General features: G+C 68.7%; 20 protein-coding genes and 1 pseudogene. 12 read left to right on the plus strand and 9 right to left on the minus strand.

The window, feature by feature from the left end; translation table 11 throughout:
- Nucleotides 1-221 precede the first annotated feature (221 nt).
- The gene (locus PV679_RS19245) at nt 222-749 is read right to left on the minus strand and encodes an HAD domain-containing protein (RefSeq protein ID WP_319681538.1); all 528 of its coding nucleotides are present in this window, start codon (nt 747-749) and stop codon (nt 222-224) included.
- A 401-nt stretch (nt 750-1,150) separates the two neighbouring features.
- On the opposite strand from PV679_RS19245, the gene PV679_RS19250 reads away from it, so the two are divergent.
- From PV679_RS19250 to PV679_RS19275, 6 genes are all read left to right on the plus strand, one after another.
- Nucleotides 1,151-1,615: a nuclear transport factor 2 family protein gene (locus tag PV679_RS19250; protein ID WP_319681539.1), complete on the plus strand. Its 465-nt coding sequence runs from the start codon at nt 1,151-1,153 to the stop codon at nt 1,613-1,615.
- Between the two features lie 665 nt (nt 1,616-2,280).
- Nucleotides 2,281-2,562, plus strand: coding sequence for a hypothetical protein (locus PV679_RS19255; RefSeq protein ID WP_319681540.1), 282 nt, complete (start codon nt 2,281-2,283; stop codon nt 2,560-2,562).
- 402 nt (nt 2,563-2,964) lie between these two features.
- Nucleotides 2,965-3,594: a TetR/AcrR family transcriptional regulator gene (locus tag PV679_RS19260; RefSeq protein WP_319681541.1), complete on the plus strand. Its 630-nt coding sequence runs from the start codon at nt 2,965-2,967 to the stop codon at nt 3,592-3,594.
- 341 nt (nt 3,595-3,935) lie between these two features.
- Entirely contained in the window at nt 3,936-4,670 is a 735-nt protein-coding gene (locus tag PV679_RS19265; RefSeq protein WP_319681542.1) for an SDR family oxidoreductase, read from the plus strand.
- A 149-nt stretch (nt 4,671-4,819) separates the two neighbouring features.
- Entirely contained in the window at nt 4,820-6,022 is a 1,203-nt protein-coding gene (locus PV679_RS19270; RefSeq protein WP_319681543.1) for an MFS transporter, read from the plus strand.
- 359 nt (nt 6,023-6,381) lie between these two features.
- Nucleotides 6,382-8,292, plus strand: coding sequence for a DUF305 domain-containing protein (locus tag PV679_RS19275; RefSeq protein WP_319681544.1), 1,911 nt, complete (start codon nt 6,382-6,384; stop codon nt 8,290-8,292).
- Between the two features lie 80 nt (nt 8,293-8,372).
- Here PV679_RS19275 and PV679_RS19280 read toward each other — a convergent pair whose 3' ends face one another.
- Entirely contained in the window at nt 8,373-9,410 is a 1,038-nt protein-coding gene (locus PV679_RS19280; protein ID WP_319681545.1) for an aldo/keto reductase, read from the minus strand.
- A 292-nt stretch (nt 9,411-9,702) separates the two neighbouring features.
- Here PV679_RS19280 and PV679_RS19285 point away from each other — a divergent pair, with 292 nt between their 5' ends.
- The gene (locus tag PV679_RS19285) at nt 9,703-10,293 is read left to right on the plus strand and encodes a TetR/AcrR family transcriptional regulator (protein WP_319681546.1); all 591 of its coding nucleotides are present in this window, start codon (nt 9,703-9,705) and stop codon (nt 10,291-10,293) included.
- A 35-nt stretch (nt 10,294-10,328) separates the two neighbouring features.
- Here PV679_RS19285 and PV679_RS19290 read toward each other — a convergent pair whose 3' ends face one another.
- The 3 genes from PV679_RS19290 to PV679_RS19300 form a co-directional block, all read right to left on the minus strand.
- On the minus strand, nt 10,329-11,018 hold the full coding sequence (locus PV679_RS19290; protein ID WP_319681547.1) for an alpha/beta hydrolase: 690 nt from the start codon (nt 11,016-11,018) through the stop codon (nt 10,329-10,331).
- A 29-nt stretch (nt 11,019-11,047) separates the two neighbouring features.
- A complete protein-coding gene (locus PV679_RS19295; RefSeq protein ID WP_319681548.1) occupies nt 11,048-11,674 on the minus strand; it encodes a hypothetical protein in 627 nt (208 codons plus the stop codon).
- 137 nt (nt 11,675-11,811) lie between these two features.
- On the minus strand, nt 11,812-13,473 hold the full coding sequence (locus PV679_RS19300) for an ATP-binding cassette domain-containing protein (protein ID WP_319681549.1): 1,662 nt from the start codon (nt 13,471-13,473) through the stop codon (nt 11,812-11,814).
- Nucleotides 13,474-14,076: 603 nt separating this feature from the next.
- On the opposite strand from PV679_RS19300, the gene PV679_RS19305 reads away from it, so the two are divergent.
- On the plus strand, nt 14,077-14,985 hold the full coding sequence (locus PV679_RS19305; RefSeq protein ID WP_319681550.1) for an alpha/beta hydrolase: 909 nt from the start codon (nt 14,077-14,079) through the stop codon (nt 14,983-14,985).
- Between the two features lie 24 nt (nt 14,986-15,009).
- Here PV679_RS19305 and PV679_RS19310 read toward each other — a convergent pair whose 3' ends face one another.
- Both PV679_RS19310 and PV679_RS36205 read right to left on the minus strand, forming a co-directional pair.
- Entirely contained in the window at nt 15,010-15,762 is a 753-nt protein-coding gene (locus tag PV679_RS19310) for a LysR substrate-binding domain-containing protein (protein ID WP_319681551.1), read from the minus strand.
- A gap of 33 nt (nt 15,763-15,795) precedes the next feature.
- Nucleotides 15,796-15,852 (minus strand): annotated as a pseudogene (locus PV679_RS36205) (hypothetical protein); the annotation flags it as partial.
- On the opposite strand from PV679_RS36205, the gene PV679_RS19315 reads away from it, so the two are divergent.
- Entirely contained in the window at nt 15,847-16,185 is a 339-nt protein-coding gene (locus PV679_RS19315; RefSeq protein WP_319681552.1) for a hypothetical protein, read from the plus strand. The pseudogene PV679_RS36205 and the gene PV679_RS19315 sit on opposite strands and share 6 nt — an antisense overlap.
- A gap of 45 nt (nt 16,186-16,230) precedes the next feature.
- Here PV679_RS19315 and PV679_RS19320 read toward each other — a convergent pair whose 3' ends face one another.
- A complete protein-coding gene (locus PV679_RS19320) occupies nt 16,231-18,240 on the minus strand; it encodes an ABC transporter ATP-binding protein (RefSeq protein ID WP_319681553.1) in 2,010 nt (669 codons plus the stop codon).
- An 856-nt stretch (nt 18,241-19,096) separates the two neighbouring features.
- Here PV679_RS19320 and PV679_RS19325 point away from each other — a divergent pair.
- On the plus strand, nt 19,097-20,044 hold the full coding sequence (locus PV679_RS19325) for a M56 family metallopeptidase (RefSeq protein ID WP_319681554.1): 948 nt from the start codon (nt 19,097-19,099) through the stop codon (nt 20,042-20,044).
- Between the two features lie 93 nt (nt 20,045-20,137).
- On the opposite strand, the gene PV679_RS19330 is transcribed toward PV679_RS19325, so the two are convergent.
- Nucleotides 20,138-21,856, minus strand: a complete 1,719-nt coding sequence (locus PV679_RS19330) for a PucR family transcriptional regulator (protein WP_319681555.1) — start codon at nt 21,854-21,856, stop codon at nt 20,138-20,140.
- Between the two features lie 235 nt (nt 21,857-22,091).
- Between PV679_RS19330 and dnaK the strand changes: the two genes are divergently transcribed.
- Both dnaK and PV679_RS19340 read left to right on the plus strand, forming a co-directional pair.
- A complete protein-coding gene (gene dnaK, locus PV679_RS19335; RefSeq protein WP_319681556.1) occupies nt 22,092-23,996 on the plus strand; it encodes a molecular chaperone DnaK in 1,905 nt (634 codons plus the stop codon).
- A gap of 9 nt (nt 23,997-24,005) precedes the next feature.
- Entirely contained in the window at nt 24,006-24,536 is a 531-nt protein-coding gene (locus PV679_RS19340; protein WP_319681557.1) for a nucleotide exchange factor GrpE, read from the plus strand.
- Nucleotides 24,537-24,543: the final 7 nt, after the last annotated feature.

Below are 24,543 nucleotides of genomic sequence, written 5' to 3' on the forward strand. Positions count from 1 at the left end.
GTGGTGAATCGATTCATATTCGGCTGACTCGCACATGATCGCCGGACGGCTGAAGACGCTCGCGCCGCTGATCGCTGATCGGCGGTCAGTATTCGCCACTACAGTGCCTCGCCGCGTTGTTCAAGCGCCTGAATACGTCTCGGTATGAGGCTGATCCTCCGCCTTGCGGTGTATCGCGTCTGACGCCGCGCGCTGATCCACCAGGGATTGCGGGAAAGCTCTTAGTCGATCACTGCCTCAGGGCTTGTCACGTTGCCCAGCCAGTCATCGAGTACGGCGAAGTCCATGTCGGTGAGGCCCCTCTCGGAATGGACACGATGGAGGAGGGCTTGTCCTCGATGATGTGTCGCTACCCAGGCCCGATCGACTTCGGTGATCTCGTCGTCGACCCAGACGAACGGGCGTCCGGCGGCCGCTTCGACGAGGGCCCGGGTCTTCCAGTGCAGTACGTCGTCTTCGTCCTGCTCCGGTGTGTCCGGCAGGTCGGCCACTGGGAGCTCGGGCAGGCCCAGTAGGGGAGCTATCACCTCGTTGGCGTCGTCCATCCACGCGGTGGCCCACATCAGAGCACAGGGCAGTGCCAACAGTCGCGGGCCGTGCGTGGGGTTGAGCTTTGCGAGCTGCGGATTCGAGAGGTCCTGCCAGCCGTCCCATTCTTCGACGGTTGACGGGAGCGGCGCTCCACCGTAAGGAAGGAGAGTTCCGTCGACGTCGAGAAAGAGCAGCGGACGCTGCTCGTGACCGGTCATGGCCGCACGATAGCGGCTCCCGCCAGGTCTTAGGCCCTGTCTGACACATCCCGCCTGGCCCCCGGGGTCCGGCACGCACGCTCGCGGCGTTGTCGGAGTCAGCCACGTACATCCCGTACGAGACTGCTCCTCCGCCTTGCGATCGCACGCACCGGACGCCGCGGGCCCCGCCCTCCGGGCGGACGGCGCTACTTCGAAACACGCCCCAGCGGCGCTTCCTCAAGCTTCGGCTCCCAGGGCCGCGGCGTGCGTGTCCGGCCCGGCGACCCGGCCCGTGTCGGGAACCGTTGAAACGGCGTGGAGCGGATATAGCATGCGTCCGGGTCAAGTGATCAACACGTTCCGTACGCTGAGCAGGGAAGCCTTTTTCGCTCCCGGCGGGCACGATTCAGGAGACGAACATGACCAAACCGCCACTCCCGCCGTTCACCCGCGAGAGCGCCCTTGAGAAGGTTCGCGGCGCCGAAGACGGCTGGAACAGCCGTAATCCCGAGCAGGTTTCCCTGGCCTATTCGCCGGACTCCCGCTGGCGTAACCGTGTCGAGTTCATCAATGGGCGAGAGGACATCATCGCGTTTCTCACACGCAAGTGGCAACGGGAACTGGAGTACCGGCTGATCAAGGAACTCTGGGCGTTCGACGGAAATCGAATCGCGGTTCGGTTCGCCTATGAGTGTCACGACGACTCCGGGAACTGGTTCCGCTCCTACGGGAACGAGAACTGGGAGTTCGACGAGAACGGACTCATGCGGGCGCGTTTCGCGTGCATCAACGACCTGCCCATCAAGGAATCAGAACGCAAATACCACTGGCCGCTGGGTCGCCGTCCCGACGACCACCCGGGGCTGAGCGATCTGGGTCTCTGACGCCGACGTCGGCCGGTATCGAAGCGTCGAGGCGCCGTCGTACGGCTCGCTCGCGGACGGTGCCGGCTCCCGTGCCGGTCGGCGGCCACCGGATCGGCAGCGCGTTCGCCGATGAGGGGCGCCGTGGCCGTTGCTATGGGCCTCGGCCAGAACGACCTCATGCCTGCGGTGCCGACCTCAGGGCTGTCCCGTCCGACGCCGCGCGCTGATCCAGCCGGAGTGACGGGACAGTCCTGCGCGGCGGTTTGGCGAGCCCTCCTCGCGGCTGCCGGTCCAGGATCGAGTCGGCTGGGCGGATTGAACGCCTCGTCTGGTCCGTTGATGCCACGGCGCTTTCAGGCCATCTCTGCGCAACCGCCTCGCGTAAACCGGTGCCCGAATATGCCAGACGCGTATGCGTTTGGTTTCTCTTTTCATCGGAAGGACTTCCGGCCGCGGGGCCTCTGAGGCTGAAGGTGTCTTTGTGGCCCAAGTGACCTCAAGAAAACAACCGATATGACTGGAATAAGTGGATGTCGGTGTCTCATTAAATTCGCATCGCGATTTAGAACAGTTAAGAACTGATTGCCCGGTCGGGAATGAAGGGAATTCAATGCAATGCGCCTTGGAATCCCTTTTCGCACGGACCGCGGAGAGGGAATGAGCGCTCACCCTCAGGAGGAATCATGATCCGTACCGTACGTTCCCGCGTCGTCGCTGTGGTGGTCACCGTCGCGGCCGCTCTCGGCGGACTGGTGCTCGCCGCGCCGACCGCGCAGGCGGCACCCAGTGACTGCACGTCCTACCTCGCCGATCTCGGCTATTCGAGCACCGACACCAATCTGGCCTGCGCCGTCGGCGGCACCGGTCTGCCGCTGGACTCCCTGCTGTGTCGTCTTCTGCTCAGCAACGTCTCGTCCGTCCCGCCTGCCCTCGCGCAGAACGCCTGCTCGCTCGCGAAGACCTGACGGGCGGCGGCCGTGACTCTGACGGCCACGCCGTATTCGTAGGACGAGCACACAGCGCAAAAGCGTCGGGTGGCACAGAAAGATTCTGTGCCACCCGCCGTCGTATTCCTCGTACGAATGCCCCGTATGGCGTAGGCCCATTCTCCGGTCCGGAAGAGCGGCCGACAGGACCACGGGTGTGAGCCCGGCGGACCGCGCGGTGCTGTCGGATTCCGGGCATGCCGCGCGGACGCTCGCGGCCGGCTGGTCATCCGGGTCGGCATGGCGGTAATAGCGGGGCCGCTCTCCGGACGGCTGAACCGGACCGTCTCGTGCGACGCGGCGGCCCGGTCTCGTACGGGCCGGTCCGGTCGCTGTCGGGACAGGATCTGGCCGCGCTCGGCAGCGCGTAGCCTGAGCACCATGTCCAGGACTGCTCGCAAGCCGGTGTCGGCACCTCGTCTGACCTCGCAGGGACAGGCCACCAAGGACCGCATCGTCCGGGCGGCCGCCGACCTGATGGCGGAGCGCGGCGCCGCGCGCACCACCGTCGAGGACGTGCTGGAGACCGCCGGCGTCAGCGCCTCCCAGCTCTACCACTACTTCGGAGACAAAGGCGGCCTGGTCCGTGCCGTCGTCGCCTTCCAGGCGGACGCGGCTTTCGAGCGTCAGCAGCCCTTCCTCGACCACCTTGACTCCTTCGACGACCTGAAGGCATGGCGTGACCAGAGGGTCAGTCTGCAGATCGAGAACGGCTGCGCCGGGGGCTGCGAACTCGGCGCGCTGGCGAGCGAGCTGGTCGAGTCCAGCCCCGAGGCCCGCGCCTATCTGGCGGCTGCCTTCACCCGCTGGCAGGAGCCCATTCGCTCCGGCCTGCACAGGATGCGTGAGCGCGGTGAAATGCGTGCGGAGGCCGATCCCGACAAGCTGTCCGCCGCGTTGCTCGCGGCGCTGCAGGGCGGCGTGCTGCTGACGCAGATCCACCGCGATCCCGAGCAGCTCGCCGCCGCTCTGGACGCCGTCCTTGAGCACATCCGCAGTTTCGCCGTCTGACGGTCCGGCGCACCTTACGTCTGGAGCGCAGCCGCCGCATCCTGGCCGGGCCAGGGCCCTCCCTGACCGCTTGGCCGAAGTGCGTAAGTGCTGTTCAGCGGCTGGAATTGACATTCCAGCGACGGGAGAACGACCCTTCCATCGTCTAGCCAGGCTCCTTGCTCATTGAAGGGCCATTCATTGAGGACGGCTACTTCACCGAGGTAGTCGCCGGACTGGCTGACGGGGAGACCAGTTCCTCAGAGCTCACTGGCCTCCCGAGCCCGGCCGCCTCCGGCTGGACCGAGAAGGATCCACGTTTGAGCCGGGCCGCACTCGGCTCACTACCCGATGGGAACGACATGGCACTGTCCGGACTGACCGCTCTTGTCACCGGAGCTACGGCCGGCATCGGCCGAGCCGTAGCCGTACAGCTCGCACAGGAGGGAGCCGAGGTCGTGGTGCATGGCCGCGACGCCCAACGAGGCCTGGAGGTCGTCGCCGAGATCGAAGCCACTGGCGGCGCGGCTCGCTTCGTCCAGGCCGATCTCAGCAAGACCGAAGACGTACTGCGCCTGGCCGAGGAGGCAGGTGCGGTCGACATCCTGATCAACAACGCGGGCGTCTACAAGTTCCTGCCCACCTCCGGGATGACGGACGAACTGTTCGACCTGCACATGGACCTCAACACCAAGGCTCCCTATCTGCTGGTCCGTTCCCTGGCTCCCGGCATGGTCGAGCGCGGCCACGGATCCGTCGTGAACATCAGCACCCTGGCCGCCGCGGTCGCGACCACGGGCACCGGCATGTACTCCGCCTCCAAGGCGGCGCTGGAACAGCTCACCGAGGTCTGGGCCGCTGAGTACGCGGACAAGGGCGTACGAGTGAACGCGGTCGCGCCCGGTCCCACCCGGACCCCGGGCACCGATGAGATGGACGCCGCCACCCTCAGGAAAATCGCCGAGACCACGGCCATGCGCCGCATCGCCGAGCCCGAGGAGGTGGCCGAGGCGGTCGTCTTCCTCGCATCCCGCCGCTCCAGCTACATCACCGGAGTGGTCCTGGAAGTAGCCGGCGGACGCCTCAGCATCGGCTGACCCGCCCCGGCCGAGCCTGCCGCGGACCGGAGAGGGAGCGCCGAGCCGCCGACGGACGCGCCCTCGACCAGTCCCGGGCAGGCAGCCGCTACCGGTCTCGACCGTCGTTTCCTCCCGCCGCAGTCACGCTCACCGAATGGCTTCTCTCCATGCCTCTGGCACTCCTCGCACTGGCCATCAGCGCTTTTGGGATCGGCACCACCGAGTTCGTCATCATGGGCCTGTTGCCCAACGTCGCGGCGGATCTGCACATCACGGTGCCCACCGCCGGCAATCTGGTCTCCTCCTATGCGCTCGGCGTGGTGATCGGGGCCCCGCTCCTGGCTGTCATCGGCGTCCGCATGCCGCGCAAATGGCTGCTGGTGATGCTGATGGGCATTTTCGTAGCGGGCAACCTGCTCTCCGCGCTCGCCCCGGACTTCGGCTGGCTGATGGCCGGACGCTTCATTTCCGGACTGCCCCACGGTGCCTTCTTCGGTGCCGGATCGGTCGTCGCCACGCGTCTCGTCCGAAAGGGCCGTGAGGGACGAGCGGTCGCCACCATTCTCCTCGGCCTGACCTTCGCCAACATCGTCGGTGTCCCCGCCGCCACCCTGCTCGGCCAGGATCTCGGCTGGCGCGCCACCTTCCTGGTGGTCACCGGCATCGGTGTGGTGGCCGTCGCCGCGCTGACCGCGCTCATTCCCTACGAGCCGGTTCAGCCGCAGCAGAGTCTGCGCCGCGAGCTGCGGGCCTTCCGTAACCGGCAGGTCCTGCTGGGACTGGCCACCGCCATTTTCGGCTTCGCCGGAGTCTTCGCCACCTATGCCTACCTGGCCTCCATCACCACCCATGTGATGGGGCTGGGAGAGTCCTCGGTGATGTGGGTGCTGGCGCTGTGCGGTGTCGGCATGACGATCGGAGTGGCGGCAGCCGGTCCGCTGACCGACCGCGCGGCCCGGCCCACCGTCTACGCGAGCCTGGGCGGACTGGCCATCGTCCTGGTCGCGTTCTACTTCACCGCCCACATTGTCTGGCTGGCCCTGATCATGGTGGTGCTGCTCGGCGCCGTCGGCTTCCTGATGACCGCACCGCTGCAGATGATGGTCATCCGTTCCGCCTCCGACGCGCCCACGCTCTCCGCGGCCTCCAACCACTCGGCGTTCAACCTGGCCAACGCCGGTGGCGTATGGCTCGGCGGCGCGGCGATCGCCTCCGGGTGGGGATGGATGTCCTGTGCCGTGATCGGCGCCGGTCTTGCCGTCGTCGGCCTGGTTGTCGCGCTGGTGGCGGGCTGTCTCGACCGCGGCGACAAGAGCCGGATCGTCCTTGAACCGAGCGAGGCGGCCGGCACCTCTCTCGCCCACCGGTGAACGGCTGACACGCGCCCGGCGCGATTTCCCGTACGGCACAGTCCGACCCCACCGGCGTCGGCCTCGTCCCGCGAGCGACCGTCACCATGGTCGCTCGCGGGACGAGGCCGAGGCGAAGAGGGCCTGGCTCAGCGGGACTTGCCGATTCACTCGACTGCATGGCTGGAGACGACATCCGTCCGTCGGCTGAGAAGACTGGGGCCCACCACCCAGTGGGGATTCGGTCGTGCTCCGACGTGGACCACGTACGAATCCGATGCCGGGAGCCATCCGTGACGGGCAGCCGCCGAGGCGGAGCCACGGTCCGGGGACGTCAGCCATGTCGACCCGGTCATGCCGGGTGGGAAGAGAGAGACCGGATGAAAGCCAGTGCACTTCGTCGGCTGGGCGTCACAGGAACAGCCGGATGCCTCGCTCTGAGCCTGGTCGCGTGTCTGTCCGAAGGGCAGCGGACGGCGGCGTCGAGGCATGACCACCCGTCCCACGCGAGCGCCCACGGAGCATTCGCGCGCAAGATGGACAAGAGCATGAAGGCCATGATGGAAGCCATGGCGAAGCAGTCCATGACCGGCAACGCCGATCATGACTTCGCGGCCATGATGATGCCGCACCACCAGGCAGCCGTCGATATGGCCAAGGCGGTCCTGGAGCACGGCAAGGACCCTGTGCTGCGGCGGCTGGCTCACGAGATCATCGTCACGCAGCAGCAGGAGATCGGCGTGCTGAGGAGCCGGATGCCCGCGAAGCCGTCACACGTCCGGCACCCCGCGCCGCGCGAGCCGATACGGCCGCGCGAGGAATTCTCCGACCGGAAGGCCGGGACGGGTTCGGAAGCGGTGATTCCGATATCCGGCCAGGACCGGGTGTACACCTCGGACCAGACGTCGAACACCGTCTCCGTGATCGATCCCGCCGCCAACCGGCTCCTCGGTACGATCCGCCTCGGTGACCCCGTTCCGGGCGCGCTCAGTCCGCTGTACAAGAACCAACTGCTCGTCCACGGAGGCGGTTTCTCGCCGGACCACAAGACCCTCGCCGTCGTCTCCATCGGGTCCAACTCGGTCACACTGATCGACACGGCGACGAACAAGGTCAAAGGCGTCGTGTACGTAGGGCGCTCGCCGCACGAGACGTTCTTCACGCCCGACGGCAAGGAACTCTGGGCGACCGTACGCGGCGAGGCATACGTCTCGGTGATCGATCCCGTGAAGATGACGGAGAAGCGCCGGGTGAAGACGGCGAACGGACCGGGAATGGTGCTGTTCCGGCCGGACGGCAGGTACGCCTTCATACCTTCCAGCTTCACTCCGGAAGTGAATGTGGTGGACACCCGGACGTACCGCGTCGTGGCCCGCGTTCCCCAGGCCAGTCCCTTCTCGCCCAACCTGGCCGTGAGCCGGGACGGCACCGAGGTCTGGTTCACGCTGAAGGACTCCGGCAAGACGCAGGTGATGAGCGCCCGCCCGCCGTTCCGCATCCTCTCGACGATCAACAGCGGACCGATCACCAATCACGTCACACTCGTCGACAACGCCAAGGGCAAGTTCGGTTATGTGACGGTGGGCGGAGAGAACAAGGTGAAGGTCTACCGGCGCGGCAAGGTGCCGACCCTGATGGCCACCATCCCGACCGGCGATCTGCCACACGGTATCTGGGTGTCCGGCGATGGCACGCGGGTCTATGTCGGGCTGGAGAACCAGGACGCCGTCATCGCCGTCGACACACTGAGGAACCAGGTGATCGCCACCATTCCCGTCGGCCAGCAGCCACAGCAACTGCTCTACGTCCCGCGCGCCGTCCCGTCCGGCAGTGGTACGGCCAACCTCCAGCCTCTCGGAGTCGCGGGTCATGCCGGTCATCTCACGCTGAGCGCGCCGAAGGGCAGTGGCGGACGGGCGCACGCGACCGTCTCCGTGAACGCACTCGGTGCACTGGACCTGCTGCAAGTCGCCGCGACCGGACTGGAACCGGGCAAGAACTACAAGCTCTGGCTCACACAGAACCGGGCAGCGCCGTTCGGCCGCAAGGAGGTGCTCACCATGTTCACCACGAATGTGGCGGGCGCGCAGGTCAGCCAGGCGATCGGCCTGTTGCGCGAGGTGCTGACGCCGACGGAGGCGGCGAAGTCCCGCGCTCGCGAACGCTTCCTGATCATCACGTCTGCGGACAGCGACGACCCTGTGGCCGTCCAGGAGCGCTACAGCCCCATGCCGCTCCCGCCGGGACCGTCGCCGGAACCGGCACCCGCGGCGGGCACCGGAACGCGGTGACATGCCGTCGGCCAAGGCCGGCGCGGAGAGCCATCACCGGTGTCCGGCGGTGAAGTCGCCACCGGTGATGGCTCCCGCGGTCAGGAACGAGCCGGTGTGATCCCGAGCCTGGCCGAGATGCGGGCCAGTTCGGTGTCGTCGGAGATGCCCTGGAAATCGGCGCGCGGTGTGTACGGCGCTTCGAGCGCGGCCACCTCGTCATCAGTCAGTTCGATGGCGAGCGAGGCCACCGCGTCGTCCAGGTGCGCGGGCTTGCTCGCGCCCACGAGTGGAGCGACGACGACGGGGTTGTGCCGCAACCAGGCCAGCGCGATCTGCGCCCGGCTGACGCCGCGGGCTCGGGCGATCATCGCGACGGCGTCGATGATGGCGCGGTCACTCGACTCCTGCGTGTAGAGCATGTCGGCGAAAGGGTCGTTTCCCGACCGGCCGGTCGGCGCCTCGCTCTCACGGGCGAGGCGGCCGCGGGCGAGCGGGCTCCAGACGATGGTGCCGACGCCTTCGTCGGCGCACAGCGGCAGCATCTCCCGCTCCTCCTCACGGGCGAGCAGGTTGTAGTGGTCCTGCATCGAGACGAACCGCGTCCAGCCGTGCTGTCGTTGAAGACGCAGAGCCTTGCTGAACTCCCAGGCGTGCATGGACGAGGCACCGATGTACCGGACCTTGCCGGCCTTCACAACGTCGTGCAGGGCCTCCAGCGTTTCCTCGATCGGAGTGGAGTTGTCCATGCGGTGGATCTGGTAGAGGTCGACGTAGTCGGTGCCGAGCCGGCGCAGGCTGTGGTCGATCTCGGTGAAGATCGCCTTGCGTGACAGCCCGGAACCGTTCGGGCCCGGCCGCATGGGATGCCGGACCTTGGTGGCTATGACGACCTCGTCGCGGTCGGCGAAGTCCTTGAGCGCCCGGCCGACGATCTCCTCGCTGGAACCCTGCGAGTACATGTTCGCGGTGTCGAAGAAGTTGATACCCGCCTCGACGGCCCGCCTGATGAGAGGACGGCTCTTTTCTTCGGTCAGCGACCACGTGGGATGGCCGCGCTCCGGCTCGCCGTAGGTCATGCATCCGAGGGCGATCGGTGACACGTCGAGGCCGGTGTTGCCGAGCTTGATGTAGCGCATGATGCTCTCCTGGTCGCGGTGTCCGGCGTTGTTCTGCGTGGGCTGGCCGCTCTCCGGCGGGCGGACACGGAGGGCGAACACCGTCGTCGGTGCTCGCCACGGGCCGCTCTGGACCCGTGGCCGTATGCTGGCTCGCGCCCGGAGGGTGTGCGGTGCGGGGCGAATGGCCGTCCGGTGCCGGCCACACTCCCTCTGTGCTCCACTGAACCGGAGATCTCTCCGGTTGATGCGGACGCTACCGGAGACCTCTCCGTTTGGCAATGCCGTGCCACCATGGAAAGACGGAGGTGTCATGACCCGGCGACAGCACGAACCCGTGCGTGCGGACGCGCGGCACAACCGCGACCGCATCCTCGACGTCGCGCGCGACGCTCTCGCGGCCTCCAGCGACGCCTCGCTGAACTCGATCGCGAAGAAGGCCGGTGTGGGCCCCGGCACTCTTTACCGGCACTTCCCCAACCGCGAGGCGCTGGTGCTCGCGGTCTACCGTTACGACGTCCAGCAACTCGCGGACTCCGCGCCGGTGCTGCTTGAGGAACACCCTCCGCTGGACGCGTTGCGGCTGTGGTTCGACCGGCTCGCGTACTACGGCAGGATCAAGCACGGCCTGGCGGATGTGCTGCATGCCGCCACGAGCGACGGTCTCGCCGGTGAGACCTACGGACCGGTCATCGGCGCCGTCACCCTGCTCCTCCAGGCATGTGAGAAGGCAGGCAGTATCCGGCCTGGCCACGACCCCGACGATGTGCTGCTCGTCATGGGCTTTCTCTGGCGGATCGACTCCGGCGACGACTGGGAAGCACGGGCCGGCCGGATGCTCGACCTGGTCATGGACGGTCTGCGCGCCGGTGCGCCAGGGGCCGCACCTTCGCACGCTCGTTGAGTCGAGCCCTCGTCGGTCGAACTGTGCGGGCCCGCTCACAGTTCGGCGCGGTACGCCTCCAGGCGGTCGGCCAGTTCCTTCGGACGGCCGAGCATGGGGCAGTGATCGCCGGGCATCTCGTCCGGCCGGAAACCAAGGCGCTCGGCGACCATCTTCCGCATGAACTCGGGCGGGAGAAAGCGGTCGCCGGACGACAGCAGGAACTTGGTCGGTACATCCGGCCACGCGTCCAGCGGCCACGGCTCGCCGAATGGTGTCGGCGCCTGGTGCCGCTGGTGTTCCGCCATGAACTCGGCGGCCAGGTCGGCCGGAGTGTCGTGCAGGACGAGGGAGAGTGTGTCTTCCTCCGAGCCGTCCGCGACACCCCTGTGGCGGTCGGCCTCCAGCCGCGCCGGGCCGTAACCGGAGTTGTCCCACCACTGACCCGGTGACTCGCCCGGCGCCGGCACCTGGGCCTGGAGCATCACCAGCAGATCCGCCGGCACTCGGTCGCACACCAGCGGGCCGGTGAAACCGCCCAACGAGTGGGCGACGACGACGAGATCGGTGTGCTCGCCGATCGCCTCGACGACGGTGTCGGTGTATTCCGCCAGCCCGGCCGACGCGTTGTCACACGGTAGATCCGGTGCGACCACGTCATGGCCCCGGCCGCGCAACTCGGCGGACAGCGGCCCCCAGTACCAGGAATCGACCGCCGCCGCATGGATCAATACGTACGTCGCCATGGCACGGAATCCTTCACTCGCCGGTCGGGTCAGTCCATCAGATCGCTGAGGGTGACATAGAGCCGGATCTGGTCACCGGAGTCGTCGACTCCGACACACAGGTCCCGCCGGTCCAGCAGCCAGCCGTTGGGACGGCAGGTCTCGTGCGGACGGTCGAGCTTCCGGACGATCTCCTCCCGGGAGAGCCGGCTGGTACTGCCGATCTCCAGCAGGCGATAACAGTTGCCCGAGCCGCAGCCGCTGTGCCGCGCGAGCACCGTGAGGCCGGGCGGCAGCGGCGGGACGGCGCGGGCGGACGGCACCGACGCGCCGGCGACCGCCACGTACAGCAGACAGCCGCAGAGAGTGAGTGCGATCTGCGTCCCCAGAAGGCCGACGGCCCCGTTCCGCCGGTGAACCCACTCAGCGGGCGCGCGACCCTCCAGCCGCCGCTCCAGGCTTCCGCCGAAAGCGACAAGCAGCGCCGTGCCGAGCGCGTAGAGCGCGTGCGCGTCGACCCTGTGCGCCGGCACCCAGCCGTGTTGTACGGCGATCAGCAGACCGGCACAGGCCAGTAGTACGGCGCCGAATACCGAGCCGATCACCCGGGTCCGCGCCACCATGCCCCAGGCGATCAGCGGTACGGCGGCGAAGAGCAGGCCCAGAGCGGTCAGCATACGGTGCACCTCCAGCGGCGGACGACGACAGCACGGCATGGGACGTCGCGCTGCCGTCGTCCGGTTCCCTCAAGATCCGCGACGAGCCGTTGTCCCGCGCGGCGCGGCGTTCGAAGAGCGGAGGGACCGCCGGACTCTCAGCCGGCTTCTGACGCTTCGAGCAGGTCGCGGACCTCCTCGGCGCTGGTCTCCTGGAGCTCCTCCGCGAGGAGCAGCCAGCGGGTGATGCCTGCCGATTCGAGGAAAGGCAGGTCATGGCCTGCGATCAGGAGCGCACCTTCGTAGGAGTCGAGCGCGCTCGTCAACTGCCGGACGCCGGCCATGTCGAGGTTGTTGGTCGGCTCGTCCAGCATCAGTAGCTGCGGGGCCGGTGCGGCGAGCATCGTCGCCGCGAGAGCGGCCCGGAAGCGTTCTCCGCCGGAGAGAGTGCCCGCCGGCTGCTCCGCACGTGCTCCCTTGAACAGGAACCGCGCGAGCTGTGAGCGGATGTGGTTGTCGGTGAGGCCGGGAGCCGTACGGGCCACGTTCGCCGCGACGCTCAGCTCGTCGTCCAGTACGTCCAGGCGCTGTGGCAGGAACCGCAGCGGCACGAATGTCCTGGCCTCGCCGGACAGCGGTGCGAGCTCGCCGGTGAGCGTGCGCAGCAGTGTGGTCTTACCGGCGCCGTTGCGCCCGACCAGCGCGATGCGTTCGGGCCCGCGCACATGGAGATTTCCTTCGCGCAGCGTGCCGAACCGGGGACGCAGCTCGTGCAGGCTCAGGACCGTACGGCCCGCCGGGACGGCGGTGTGGGGGAGGCTCACGCGGATCTCGGCGTCGTTGTGGATCGCGTCGGCGGCCTCCTCGCGCCGCTCGCGCGACTCATGGAGACGGTCCTCGTGCAGACCGCGGAGCTTGTCCGCCGACTCCTGCGCGGACCGTTTGCGTTCGCCCGCGACGATTCTCGGCGCCCGCCGCTGGGCGTCCATCTTCTTGTTGTGCCGCTGGCGGCGGGCCAGTTTGATCTGGGTCTCCTCCAGCTCGCGCTTCTGCCGCCGCACATCCGCCTCGGCGGCCCGAAGCATCCGCCCGGCGGCCTCCTGCTGGGTGGCCAGCGCTTCTTCGTAGGCGGACCAGCCACCGCCGTACCAGCTCACTGATCCGGATCGCAGCTCGGCGATGCGGTCCACACGCTCCAGCAGGTCACGGTCGTGGCTGACCACGACCAGCACACCGGAACGCCAGGAGTCGACGGCCTCATAGAGCCGGCGGCGCGCGAACAGGTCGAGGTTGTTGGTGGGTTCGTCGAGCAGCAGGATGTCGGGACGCTCCAGCAGCAGCGCGGCCAGGCGCAGCAGCACGGTCTCCCCGCCGGACATCTGGCCCACGGTGCGATCCAACTCTACGTCGCCGAGTCCGAGTGAGCCCAGGGTCGCGAGGGCCCGCTCTTCGACGTCCCAGTCGTCGCCGACCGTCTCGAAGTGCTCATCCCTCACGTCTCCGGCCTCGATGGCGCGCAGCGCGGTACGCCGCTCGGCGATGCCCAGAGCCTGGTCGACGCGGAGGGTGGTGTCGAGTGTGATGTTCTGCGGAAGGTGGGCGAGGCTGCCGCCAACGGTCACCGACCCGTGGGAGGGGCGCAGCAGGCCGGCCAGCAGTCGCAGCAAGGTGGACTTGCCTGTGCCGTTGGCGCCGACGAGGCCGGTGCGGCCCCGGCCGATGCTGAGAGAGAGCCCGTCGAAGACCGGTGTGCCGTCCGGCCACTGGAATGACAGGGCGGAGCAGGTCAGAGAGACGCTGGGCGTGATGGGGTGGGCCATGATGATTCTCGCAGTCGCATGCGCGGCGGATTGGGGGCTTCGTATGCGAGCACCACGCGGCGACCACCGAGAGAGAGGTGCGGCCCTCCGGAAGCGAGGGACGGCTCATGCACCGAGGTCGCATCCACGCGGAGTCACGGGCGGCCAGAGGCCGGCTTACGACGTGACGGACTACGGCGAATGCCGTACCGCGCGATGATCGCGAACCTCAGATGCGCAACGTCCACCTCTATCGGAGACAACAGGACCCTCAGACTGTACCGCAACGGCTCACGCCGACGGCCGGCCGCCGCTGGGTATCGCTCAACTGGGCTTCACAGGACAGCTTGTTGAGATGGACCTCACCGCGGCGCCGCCCGACTGAGAATCCCGTCGGAGGACATTGAGGTGACGCTCCCGACCGGAGGTGCACGCCGATGGTTTCCGCAATATCGTTGTAGCTTGTCGGCGGCGGCGCAGCGGGACGGCCCTTCGAGTCCGCGAGCGCACAAGGCCGCGAGAATTCCGTACGGCGCTTGTCGGAAGGCCGAGGCCGCTGAGGCGCTGCCCGGCGGGAGTGGGAAATCGCGCCCCGGCTCCGAGCCCATTTCATTGGAGACGCGTATGTCCACAGCAACCGGTGCTCGCGGGCGAACAGCCGACACCGCCACATATTTCCGGACCGCGAAGGTCGACGGTCTGAATGTCTTCTACCGCGAAGCCGGTCCCAAAGACGCGCCTGTCGTGGTCCTGCTTCACGGTTTTCCCACGTCCTCGCGCATGTATCGAGATCTGATTCCGCACCTGTCCGACTCCTATCACGTCATCGCGCCCGACTATCCGGGATTCGGGCACAGTGACACACCGGACCGGGCCGACTTCACCTACAACTTCGACCATGTCGCCGAAGTCATCGACGATCTGCTCGGTCTCCTGGGTGTTCGGCGCTACGCGGTGTACATGATGGACTTCGGAGGTTCGATCGGCTGGCGGCTCGCGGTCAGACATCCGGAGCGCATCAGCGCCGTTGTCCTCCAGAACGCGCCGCTGTATCCGGAGCGCGGCGAAGACGGTTTCTGGAAGGACCTCATTCCTTACTGGGAGGACGGATCCGCCGAGCACCGGGATGTCGCCCGTTCCTATGTGACGCTGGAGTGCACCAGGGACCAGTACCTCGACGGAGTGAGCGATCCGTCACTGAACGACCCGGACTGCTGGCTGATCGACCAGGCGCTGCTGGACCGTCCCGGCGTGGACGAGATCATGCTCGATTTTCTGTACGACATCTCTTTGCAAGAGGCCGTCTTCTCGGCGGCGAAGGAATTTCTTCGCAAGGATCAGCCGCCCGCGCTGATCGCGACAGGCGCCAATGACAGTGTGTTCCCGGAGGCCAATATGAGGCTCTTTCTGAACGACCTGCCGAACGCCGAGTTTCACGCGCTCAATACCGGACACTTCGCACTGGAGGAGAAGAGCGCCGAAATCGGCGGCCTGATGCGGGAATTCCTGGACCGGACTCTCCTGCGCGCGTAGCACACCATCCTCGCCGCAGGCGTGTCACAGGTCCCTGGCGACGTCCGGTCCGGACTCCACGGACAGATACCGGTCGATCAAGTCGAGCAGGGCCCGCAGCGGGGCGGTCGGCTGCCGCTTGGAGGAGACCGCGACGGACAGCAGCCACATCAATGGCGGCCCGTCGACCGGCAGTTCGCCGAGCCCTCGGGAATCGGCCGACAGCACGAACTCCGGCAGGAACGCGAGGCCCAGTCCCTGCCGGACATAGGCCGCCGTCGTCGCGATCTCCATGACTTCCAGTGCGACCCGGCGGCTGACGCCGGCTGCGGCGAACGCCCGGTCCACGAGATCCCGATTGCCGTAGCCGACAGGCGAGTCGATGAACTGCTCGTCGGCCAGATCCCGCAGGACCACCGGTTCGCCGCGCCGAGCGAGCCGGTGGTCACGAGGTGCGACCAGTGTCATGGGAAACGCCGCCAGGCCACGGGTCGTCAGCCCGGCCGGCACCCTGCCGGTCAGCGACACGAACGCCACATCCAGATCCCCCGCGAGCAGGCTCTGGGCCAGCCCCGCCGACCCGTGCGGAGAGGCGTGCAGCCGCAGCGACACGCTGGGGTGCTCCGTGTGGTAGCGGCCCAGCAGCGCGGGGATGTCGATGACGCTGACCGAGGTCATACCGCCGATGTGGAGAGTGCCGTGGAGCCGTCCCTCATTGGCGAGCACCGCGTCCCGGGCCGCCTCCAGGGTGGCGTACGCCTTCGGCAGCAGGGCCAGGCCGGCACCGGTCAGCAGCACACGCTGTGAGGACCGTTCGAAGAGCGGCGCTCGCAGGTCCTTCTCCAGTGCGCGGATGGTGGCCGAAACACCGGACTGAACGACATGCAGCCGCCTCTTCCCGGTCGGTCTGCCCTGGTCTCGCTCTCGCTGTACCACCCGGCCCTGTGGCTCTACCTGGTGGCGGTCGCCGTCGCGGGCGCCGGTGCGGGCACGCTGTTCAAGGGCGGCGTCGTGCGGGCGGCCTCGGTCGCCGCGCCTGGCTCCCGGGCCGGCGTACTCGCCGTGTACTTTGTCGTCGGCTATGTCGGGATGGGCCTGCCGTCCATCCTTTTCAGCGTTCTCATCACGCGGCTCAGCATGGAAACCACCATGATCGGATTCGCCGCCGTGTTGTCGGTCGGAGCGGCGTTCGCCGGCGCCGCCGTGACCAGGAACCGCTGACCGAAACGGCTGGCTCGTCGAGCACCTCGGCGACATCGGCCCGCCTCACGGCCGGCCGGCCGCAGTGTGGTCGGATACGGGCAGGCGGCCGTTCTGAGCGGGTACCACCGGAGCCTCGACGGCGTACTGGGCTGCCTGGATCCGGTAGAGGTCGCGGAAGGCTTTCGGACCTTCGGTGTCGTCGGACAGAAGCTCCGCGAAGGATCCGCTCTCCACGACACGTCCTTGGTCGAGGACGTGAATCAGGTCCGCCGCCCGCACACTTCCGAGCCTGTGCGTGATCAGGATGACGGTCTGCCCGGCGTCGGCGAGGCGGCGGATCTGTTCGAAGAGCTGCTGTTCCGCTTTGGCGTCGAGGGCGGAGGTCGGCTCGTCGACGATGAGGATCTCGCCGCCCCGGTAATGGGCCCGGCCGAGTCCGAGCCGCTGCCACTGGCCTCCGGAGAGCTGGTGGCCACCTTTGTAGCCACGGGCCAGGAGTGTCTTCCAGCCTCGTGGCAGCTCCGCGATCAGCTCCTCGGCGCCCGCGTACCGTACCGCCTGGTCGAGCCGCTCCTGGCTGACCAGCACGTCAGGCCGGCCGATGCCGATGTTCGCGGCCGCGGTGAACGGCCACCGGTAGAAGTCCTGGCCCACCACCGCCACGCGCGAGACCAGATCCTGGCGATCCGCCGTGGCGGCGTCCACGTCATCCCACAGGACGCGTCCGGAGTCCGGCTGGTAGAGCCCGCACAAGACCTTGATCAAGGTGCTCTTGCCGCTTCCGTTCTCACCGACGAGCGCGACGATCTTGCCGGTCGGGATGGTCAGACTGACGCCGTCCAGGGCCCGCTTGGCTTCCTTGCCCAGATAGGTGAAGACAACGTCCTCGAAAGTGATCGCCGTCGGTGCCTGGGGCAGTGGCAGGCCGCCGACCGGGATCGCCCGGTGGACGGCCTCCTCGCACAGCCGGTTCAGATCTCCGACGAACAGCCCCTCCTCGTGCATGTGATTCACCTGGAGAACCAGGCTGTCGAGGCTGGACGAGCCGCTGCGGATGGCGAGTACGGCGGTACCACCGACGGACAGAGCCATGGCCCCGGTCCACAGCAGCCCGCCGAGTGCGGCGTACGCGGCGGCCGTCGCGAGCCCGGTCCAGCCGGCGGCGATCAGCCCGGTGCGGGCCGCGAGCCCGGCCAGCCTTCCTTGCTCCGACTCCTGCGACTGCGACATCGCCCGGAAATGGTGCAGCAGGAACGGCCCGACGTTGTGGACGCGGATCTCCGCGGCGGCATCGGTGGAGATCAGCATCTGGCTGATGAGATGGCCGGCCCGTGAATGCTGCACCCACGCCTGGAAGGACAGATACCGGCGGCGGGCCACCGTCAGCGCGGCCCACGCGCTGGGCAGCGTCATCGCGACAAGCAGCGGCAGCAGCACCGGATGCAGCACGGCGAGGACCCCGGCGGCGGCGATCAGCGACAGCAGCGCGCTGACGACGTTCTGTCCGTAACTCACCATGCGCCGGGCCGAGCCGGCACCGTACTGGGCACTGTCGAGAAGCTTGTGGAACTCGTCGTCCTCCACGGCCTCCAACTCGACCTTCGCGGTGTGCGACAGATACCGCTCGGTGGCCACACGCTCGACTTTCGGCTCCAGCCTGCCGGTACCCGCCGTGGACAGGGCCCGCAGCACAGCCCCCACCAGAGCGGTTCCTCCGGCGACGGCCAGTGAGGGGCCTGCGTCGGTCAGCCGCTCGGTGGTGGTTCCCTCGGCCAGAAGCTGGGCCAGGACCTTGTTGACGGCGATCAGACCGGCCGCCTGGCTGATGCCGCGGCCTAACTCGGCGGACGTCACCAGACACAGGGCACGTCTGTCCGCCTCCCAGGCCAGCCGTGCTGTCGTACCGATCAGACGCGGCAGCCTGGTGAGCATGGACCGCAGGGTCAGATCGAGGAACGCGTCCTCATGTGTGCTCCAGCCCAGGTCATACCGCAGAGGACCACCGAAGAGCATCTCCTCGGACGCGGACGATCCCGCCTCGGACTGACCGGCGGGGGATTCTCGCTTTGCCATGGGACTCCTGTCAGGGGCTGAGTGGTGCGAAGGCGGTGGCGAACAAGCGGGCGGTCGCGGCCAGGATCTGTGACGTACGGCTCCAGCGGCCCGGTGCCGTCATGGACGGCGTTCACACGGGCTTCGATTCACCGGGCCGGCGACGGGACGACGGGCCGTGCGCCTTCTCGACTGCCTCAATGTGGCGGTGCTCGATACCGCAGGACAGGGCGCTCACGGCGTCACGCCCGGCGCGAACGGAGCACGCCCGGCGCTGGTCGTCGGCGAGCGCGCGCCGGTGCGCCGCACAACGACGCGTCCGGGCGCGGTGGTGGTGGCGGATGGCAGCGGTCTCCGCCGGTGTCCGCCGGGTCATCGTGCGCGGGTTGTGCGGACCGCCGGGCCATGGCGGGCGGCCTCAGTGCGAACCGGCCTCGGAAGGGCTCCCGATCGCCGCGGCGGTGAGGACCTGGGAAAGCGAGAGACGCACAGGGCCGTGAGCGCCGGGCGCGCAGAGCAAGCAGGCCCGCGGTGAAGTTCACGGCCCGCGGCGCTGCCGCGAGGACGGATACGGGCAGGGTGGGCTGCTCCCATAATGGTGAGTGGGATCGAGCGACACGATTGTCTACGGTGATGTAGACGGTCTGCTTCACTGGAGACGAGGAGCGTGGGAGGAGCGTCCCCCATGAGTGACATGCATCATGAGTGACACGCATACGGAGCGGCGGGCGGCCGAAGCACTGGAAGCCACCGGGCCGGCTCGGTTGACCGCCGGTGATCCGCTCACCCGGGGACGGGAACGGGGCGCGCCGGGCGTCTCGCTCGCGGGTACGGCTGTCACGACGGCGCTGTTCACACTCCGCCACCGGAGAGTCGCATGATCTATTTCGTCTGGGTGCCGCTCCTGGTGCCCTTCCTCGCGGGCCCGGTAGGCCGACGGCTGCTCTCGTACCTCGCGCCGAGGCGAGCGGTGTGGGTACTGACCGTCACGGCGGCGGGTCTCGCCATCAGCAGCACGGCCGCACTGGCCCTCCTTGTCGTTCCCGGCGCCACTCGCGTGCACGCCGTCGCGGCGCTCGGCGACCTGCTGACACCGCTCGCGACCGGCTCACCCGACGCGGTGGTCGCTGTGGCGACGGTGGCCTCCGCTCTTCTGCTGTGGTGCGCCGCGCTGCTGGTGCGCCGACTGACCCGGCGTGCGGCCCAGTTGCGCCAGGCGAGGCGGCTGGCGGCGGGCGCGGACGGCGAGTTGATCGTGCTGAGGGACGACAGCCCGGACGCTTACGCGCTGCCCGGCCGCCCCGGCAGGATCGTGGCCACCACCGGCATGCTGCGTGCTCTTTCTCCGGCCGAACGCGAAGCCCTCTTCGCCCATGAACGCGCTCATCTGACGGACCGTCACCATCTCTTTCTCGCCGTGACCGAACTGGCCGGCCTGTGCCATCCCGGCCTGCGTGCCCTGCGTGAGCCGCTCAGTTACGCGCTGGAACGCAGCGCCGACGAGGCCGCCGCACAGTCCGTCGGCGACCGTCATCTCGCGGCCCGGGCGATCGGCAAGGCCGCGCTGGCCACCAGGGCCGCCCAGTCACCCGGCGCGGGACGTCCCGGTTTCGCGCTGGCGGCCACGGCCGGCCCCGTGCCACGTCGCGTCGCCGCTCTGCTGGACCGTGAGGCGCGAGGTACGCCCGCACGCCGCACGATGAGCCGCGTCCTCGCCACCGGTCTGCTGCTGTGCCTGGCGCTGTCGGCCGGCTCGGCCCTGGAAGCGGCCGGCGATCTGCACGCGAGCATCGAGGTCGCGCAGGGCGAGAGCCCCCGGGACTGACTGCCGCACCGGCACCGCCGGTCCCGGCCGGTTCGCGTGCTCGCCGGAGCGGCGTGAGGATCGGTGGAGCGAACCGTGGCGTGACCCGACCGCTCACGGAGGTTCCGCCAGGACATTGCGGATGCGGGTGGCCACGTGCAGATTGAGCCGGGTTTCCACCACACTCAGGTCGTGCCCGGTGATCTCGCGGATCCGCTGGAGCCGGTATCGCAGTGTGCTGCGGTGAATGCAGAGGAGATCCGAGGCCGCGTCGTAGCTGCCGCCGCTCTCCAGATAGCGCGAGAGCGTGGTGACCAGATTGGTGTGGTGGCGCGAGTCGTAGTCCAGCAGCGCGCCCAGCCATTCCCGGACAAAGCGGTCCGCTTCCCGCTCGCCGTTGCCGGTGCCCATCATGCGGTAGAGGCCCAGCTCCTCGAAGTCGGTGCTGCCGCGCGGGTCGTGGGAGCCGCGCCGTACGGTCAGCGCGCGGACGGCCTCCTCGTAGGAGTGCGGCAGGTCCGCCGGGCCGTCGCAGCGGCCACCGACTCCGACGGCTCCGTCCGGAGTGCCGAGGTGCTCGGAGACCGCTCGGTACAGTGCGTCGCCGGACTCCAGCCCGGCCACCAGGACGACCGTCCTCTCCCGCTGGCTGCCGACGAGTACGTCCAGTCGCAGACGCCTGGCCGCCCGGCCGACCGCCTCACCCACCGTCGCCTGCTCGGCCGACCCGGGCCACTGGAGCAGGGCGACACGGTTTGGCCGGCGCAGATCGTGGCCGAAGGCGGCCGCGCGGGCGAACACGTCCTCGGTCGCCCTGCCCGAGATCAGCTTCTCGACAAGGTCATGACGCAGTTGTGGTTCCAGCTCGATGAGCACACGCTCGTGGGAGAGCTCCGGTGCCAGCACCAGGCCGGCCTGTTCGAGGGCGAAGATGTCGGCCTGGGCCGCCCGTCGGTCCGGGTCGACCAGTACGACCAGGCCGAGCAGGTCGCCGGCCATCTCGACAGGTGCGATCAGCCGCTCCCCGTCACGCAGGACGCCCGGCAGGCGACATGCGTTCGGAAGCGGCTCGTCGCGGCGCCGGGCCACCGGTCCGGAAAGGACGGGCCCGGCCCAGGCCCGGGGATTGCCGAAGAGGTCCTCGGTCAGAGCCGGCAGCCCCGTATGTTCGTGCAGAATCCGGAGGATGCCCTCCACGCCGCTGCCGGAGGCCGCGACGCGGGAAAGCGCGTGGCTGAAGGCGCTCTGGCGCTCCAGAACGGCGAGGGCGGCACCGCTGAAGTCGTCCGGGACCTTGTCGGCCTCCGGGCCCGCGTACTCCTCGGTGTGGCGGCGTCCGGCCCGGCGGCCCGCGAGATTCGCCAGAGCGATACCGGCCTGCCGGGCCAGCAGGTCGGCGAGTGCGGCCTCCTCGGCCGAGGGCGTGGTGCGGGCTCGGACGACGAGATAGCCGAGACAGCGATCTCCATGACGCAGAGCGAGGGCCCACATCCAGGAACCGTCGTGATCGTTCAGGCGTCCACTGCGGCCGTCCAGAGCACTGATCCGCCGCTCCAGACGGTCGGCGGCCGCCGCGATGCCGGACGGCGCCGCGCCTGAGGCGGCCGCGTTCCGCGGGAGCCTGCGCTGCGCCGAGCCATCGTCCACGAAGTAGGCCGCTTCGGTGGTGAACGGGCCGACCGTGGAGATCGCGGCTGTCGCGGCGCGCAGCACCTCGTACTCATCAGCGCCGTCGAGCATCGCCGTGGTGAGGCGGAGAAGAATGGACGGAGCGGCGTCACGCGGCGGGGCCAGCGGAAAAGGCATGAGCGCGGTGAAGGGAGCAACATCCATGCGAGTCCCTCCGGCGCTCGGTACCGCAGCCCCGACCATCATTTTACCCGGCCAGGCCCGGCCCGCCCGGCGGGCGCCCGTCCTCGGGGACCGGTGAGCCGCCGCTGGTTGGTCTTGTCAGGGCGAGGTGCCGCGGGCGGCAGCGGGCGAGGCTGAGGAGAAGTGTGGGTGCGAGCCCCGGCGGACACCGCCGGGGCCGCGCCGTCCGGTCCGTGTCGCGACGGAGGAGCTTGTCATGGCGAAGGCAGTCGGTATCGACCTCGGCACCACCAACTCGGTGATCGCGGTCTGGGAGGGCGGAGAGCCCGCCGTGATCCCGAACGCGGAAGGAGCCAGGACCACACCCTCGGTGGTCGCCTTCTCGGAGAACGGTGAGCGGCTGGTCGGGCAGCTCGCGCGGCGGCAGTCGATTCTCAACCCGAAGGGCACGATCACCTCGGCCAAGCGGTTCATCGGCCGTCGCTACGACGAAGTGTCCGAAGAGGCCAAGGCGGTCTCCTTCGACGTGGTGGAGGGACCGGGCGGAGTGGCCCGCTTCGAGGTGCACGGCAAGCAGTACGCGCCGGAGGAGATCAGCGCGCTGGTGCTGCGCAAACTCGCCGAGGACGCCGGGAAGTCGCTCGGTGAGCGGGTGACCGAGGCGGTCATCACCGTGCCCGCGTACTTCAACGACGCGCAGCGGCAGGCGACCAAGGACGCCGGAAAGATCGCCGGCCTTGAGGTACTGCGGATCATCAACGAGCCGACGGCGGCGGCTCTGGCCTATGGCCTGGACAAGAAGGGCCATGAGACCGTCCTGGTCTTCGACCTCGGCGGCGGTACGTTCGACGTCAGCATCCTGGACGTCGGCGACGGCGTCGTGGAGGTCCGCTCCACGGCCGGCGACTCCCATCTTGGTGGCGACGACTTCGACCGCCGGCTGGTGGACCACCTCGCCGACGACTTCCAGAAGACCGAGGGCATCGATCTCCGCAAGGACCCGCAGGCCCTGCAGCGGCTGTTCGAGGCGGCGGAGAAGGCCAAGACCGAGCTGAGCTCGGTCACCCAGACCCAGGTGAGCCTGCCGTTCGTCACCGCCGACGCCTCGGGGCCCAAGCACCTCACCGAGACTGTCCGCCGCTCCACCTTCGAGCAGATCACAGCCGATCTCGTGGAGCGCTGCCTGGACCCGGTGAAGCAGGCGATGGACGACGCGAAGATCACCGACAACGACATCGACGAGGTCATTCTCGTCGGCGGCTCGACCCGTATCCCGGCGGTGCAGGCGCTGGTACGGCGCCTGACCGGCGGCAAGGCCCCGAACATGAGCGTCAACCCGGACGAGGTGGTGGCGCTGGGCGCCGCCGTCCAGGCCGGAGTGCTCAAGGGCGAGGTCAAGGATGTCCTGCTGCTCGATGTCACACCGCTGTCGCTGGGCGTGGAGACCGCGGGTGGCGTGATGACCAAGATCCTCGAACGGAACACCACCATTCCGGCCCGCCGCTCCGAGATCTTCTCCACCGCCGAGGACAACCAGGACGCCGTGGACGTCGTGGTGCTCCAGGGCGAACGCGAACTGGCCGCCGACAACCGGGTGCTGGGCCGCTTCCGGCTGGAGAACATCCGGCCCGCTCGCCGCGGCGAGACCCGGATCGAGGTCACCTTCGACATCGACGCCAACGGCATTCTCAAGGTCGGCGCCAAGGACAAGGACACCGGCGCCGAACAGTCGATCACCATCAGCGAAGGCTCCAACCTCGACCCGGCCGAGGTCGAGCGGATGATCGCCGAGGCCGAGCGCAACCGTGGCTCCGACCAGGCACTGCGCGAGGCGGTCGACGCCCGCAATGAACTGGACGCGGTCGCCTACCAGGTCGAACGCCGGCTTGAGGAGCTCGGCGACGCCGCACCAGAACATGAGCGCGCCCGTGCCCAGCTTCTGATCGAGGAGGCGCGCACCGCCGTCAAGGACGACGCGCCGGTGGACCGCGCCCGTAGTCTCACCTCCGAACTCCAGCAGGTCTTCGCCTCGCTGGCGGCCCGCTCCACCGAATCGGCGCAGCCCGGCGCGCAGCCGGGTCCGGCGTCCGGCGCCGGTGCCCAGGGCGGGGCTCCGAGCGCCGACGACGATGTCATCGACGCCGAATTCGACCGGGGCTGAGGTGGCGTCATGTCGGAACACGACCAGGCCCGCGCCCCGGAAGAGGCGCCTTTGCCGGAGCCACCGGGAGAGGAGGCGTCCGGTCGGGCCACCGAGCGGCCCGCGTCGGCGGCGGACATCGAGGAGTTGGAGGACCGGTGGCGGCGTGCCCTCGCGGACCTGGACAACCTCCGCAAGCGCTACGCCCGCGACCGTCCGCGCGAGCTGGAGGCCGAGCGGGCCAGAGCCGCCGCCGCCTGGCTTCCCGTCCTCGACAACCTCGAACTGGCGCTGGCCCACGCCGGCGCCGATCCCGGCGCGATTGTCCAGGGCGTCCAGGCGGTCCGCGACCAGGCCGTGGAGGTACTGAGAAACCTCGGCTACCCGCGGCACGAGGAGACCGGCGTCCCGTTCGACCCGACGCTGCATGACGTGATCTCCGTGGTCGACGCCCCGGACACCGCCCCGGGCACCGTCGTCGAGGTGGTGCGTCCCGGCTACGGCGAGCCCGGCCGCCAGCTACGGCCGGCGGCCGTAGCGGTCAGCCGCAAGCAGGAATGAGACCGCC

This window comes from Streptomyces sp. AK02-01A (assembly GCF_033795305.1).
Classification (GTDB): domain Bacteria; phylum Actinomycetota; class Actinomycetes; order Streptomycetales; family Streptomycetaceae; genus Streptomyces.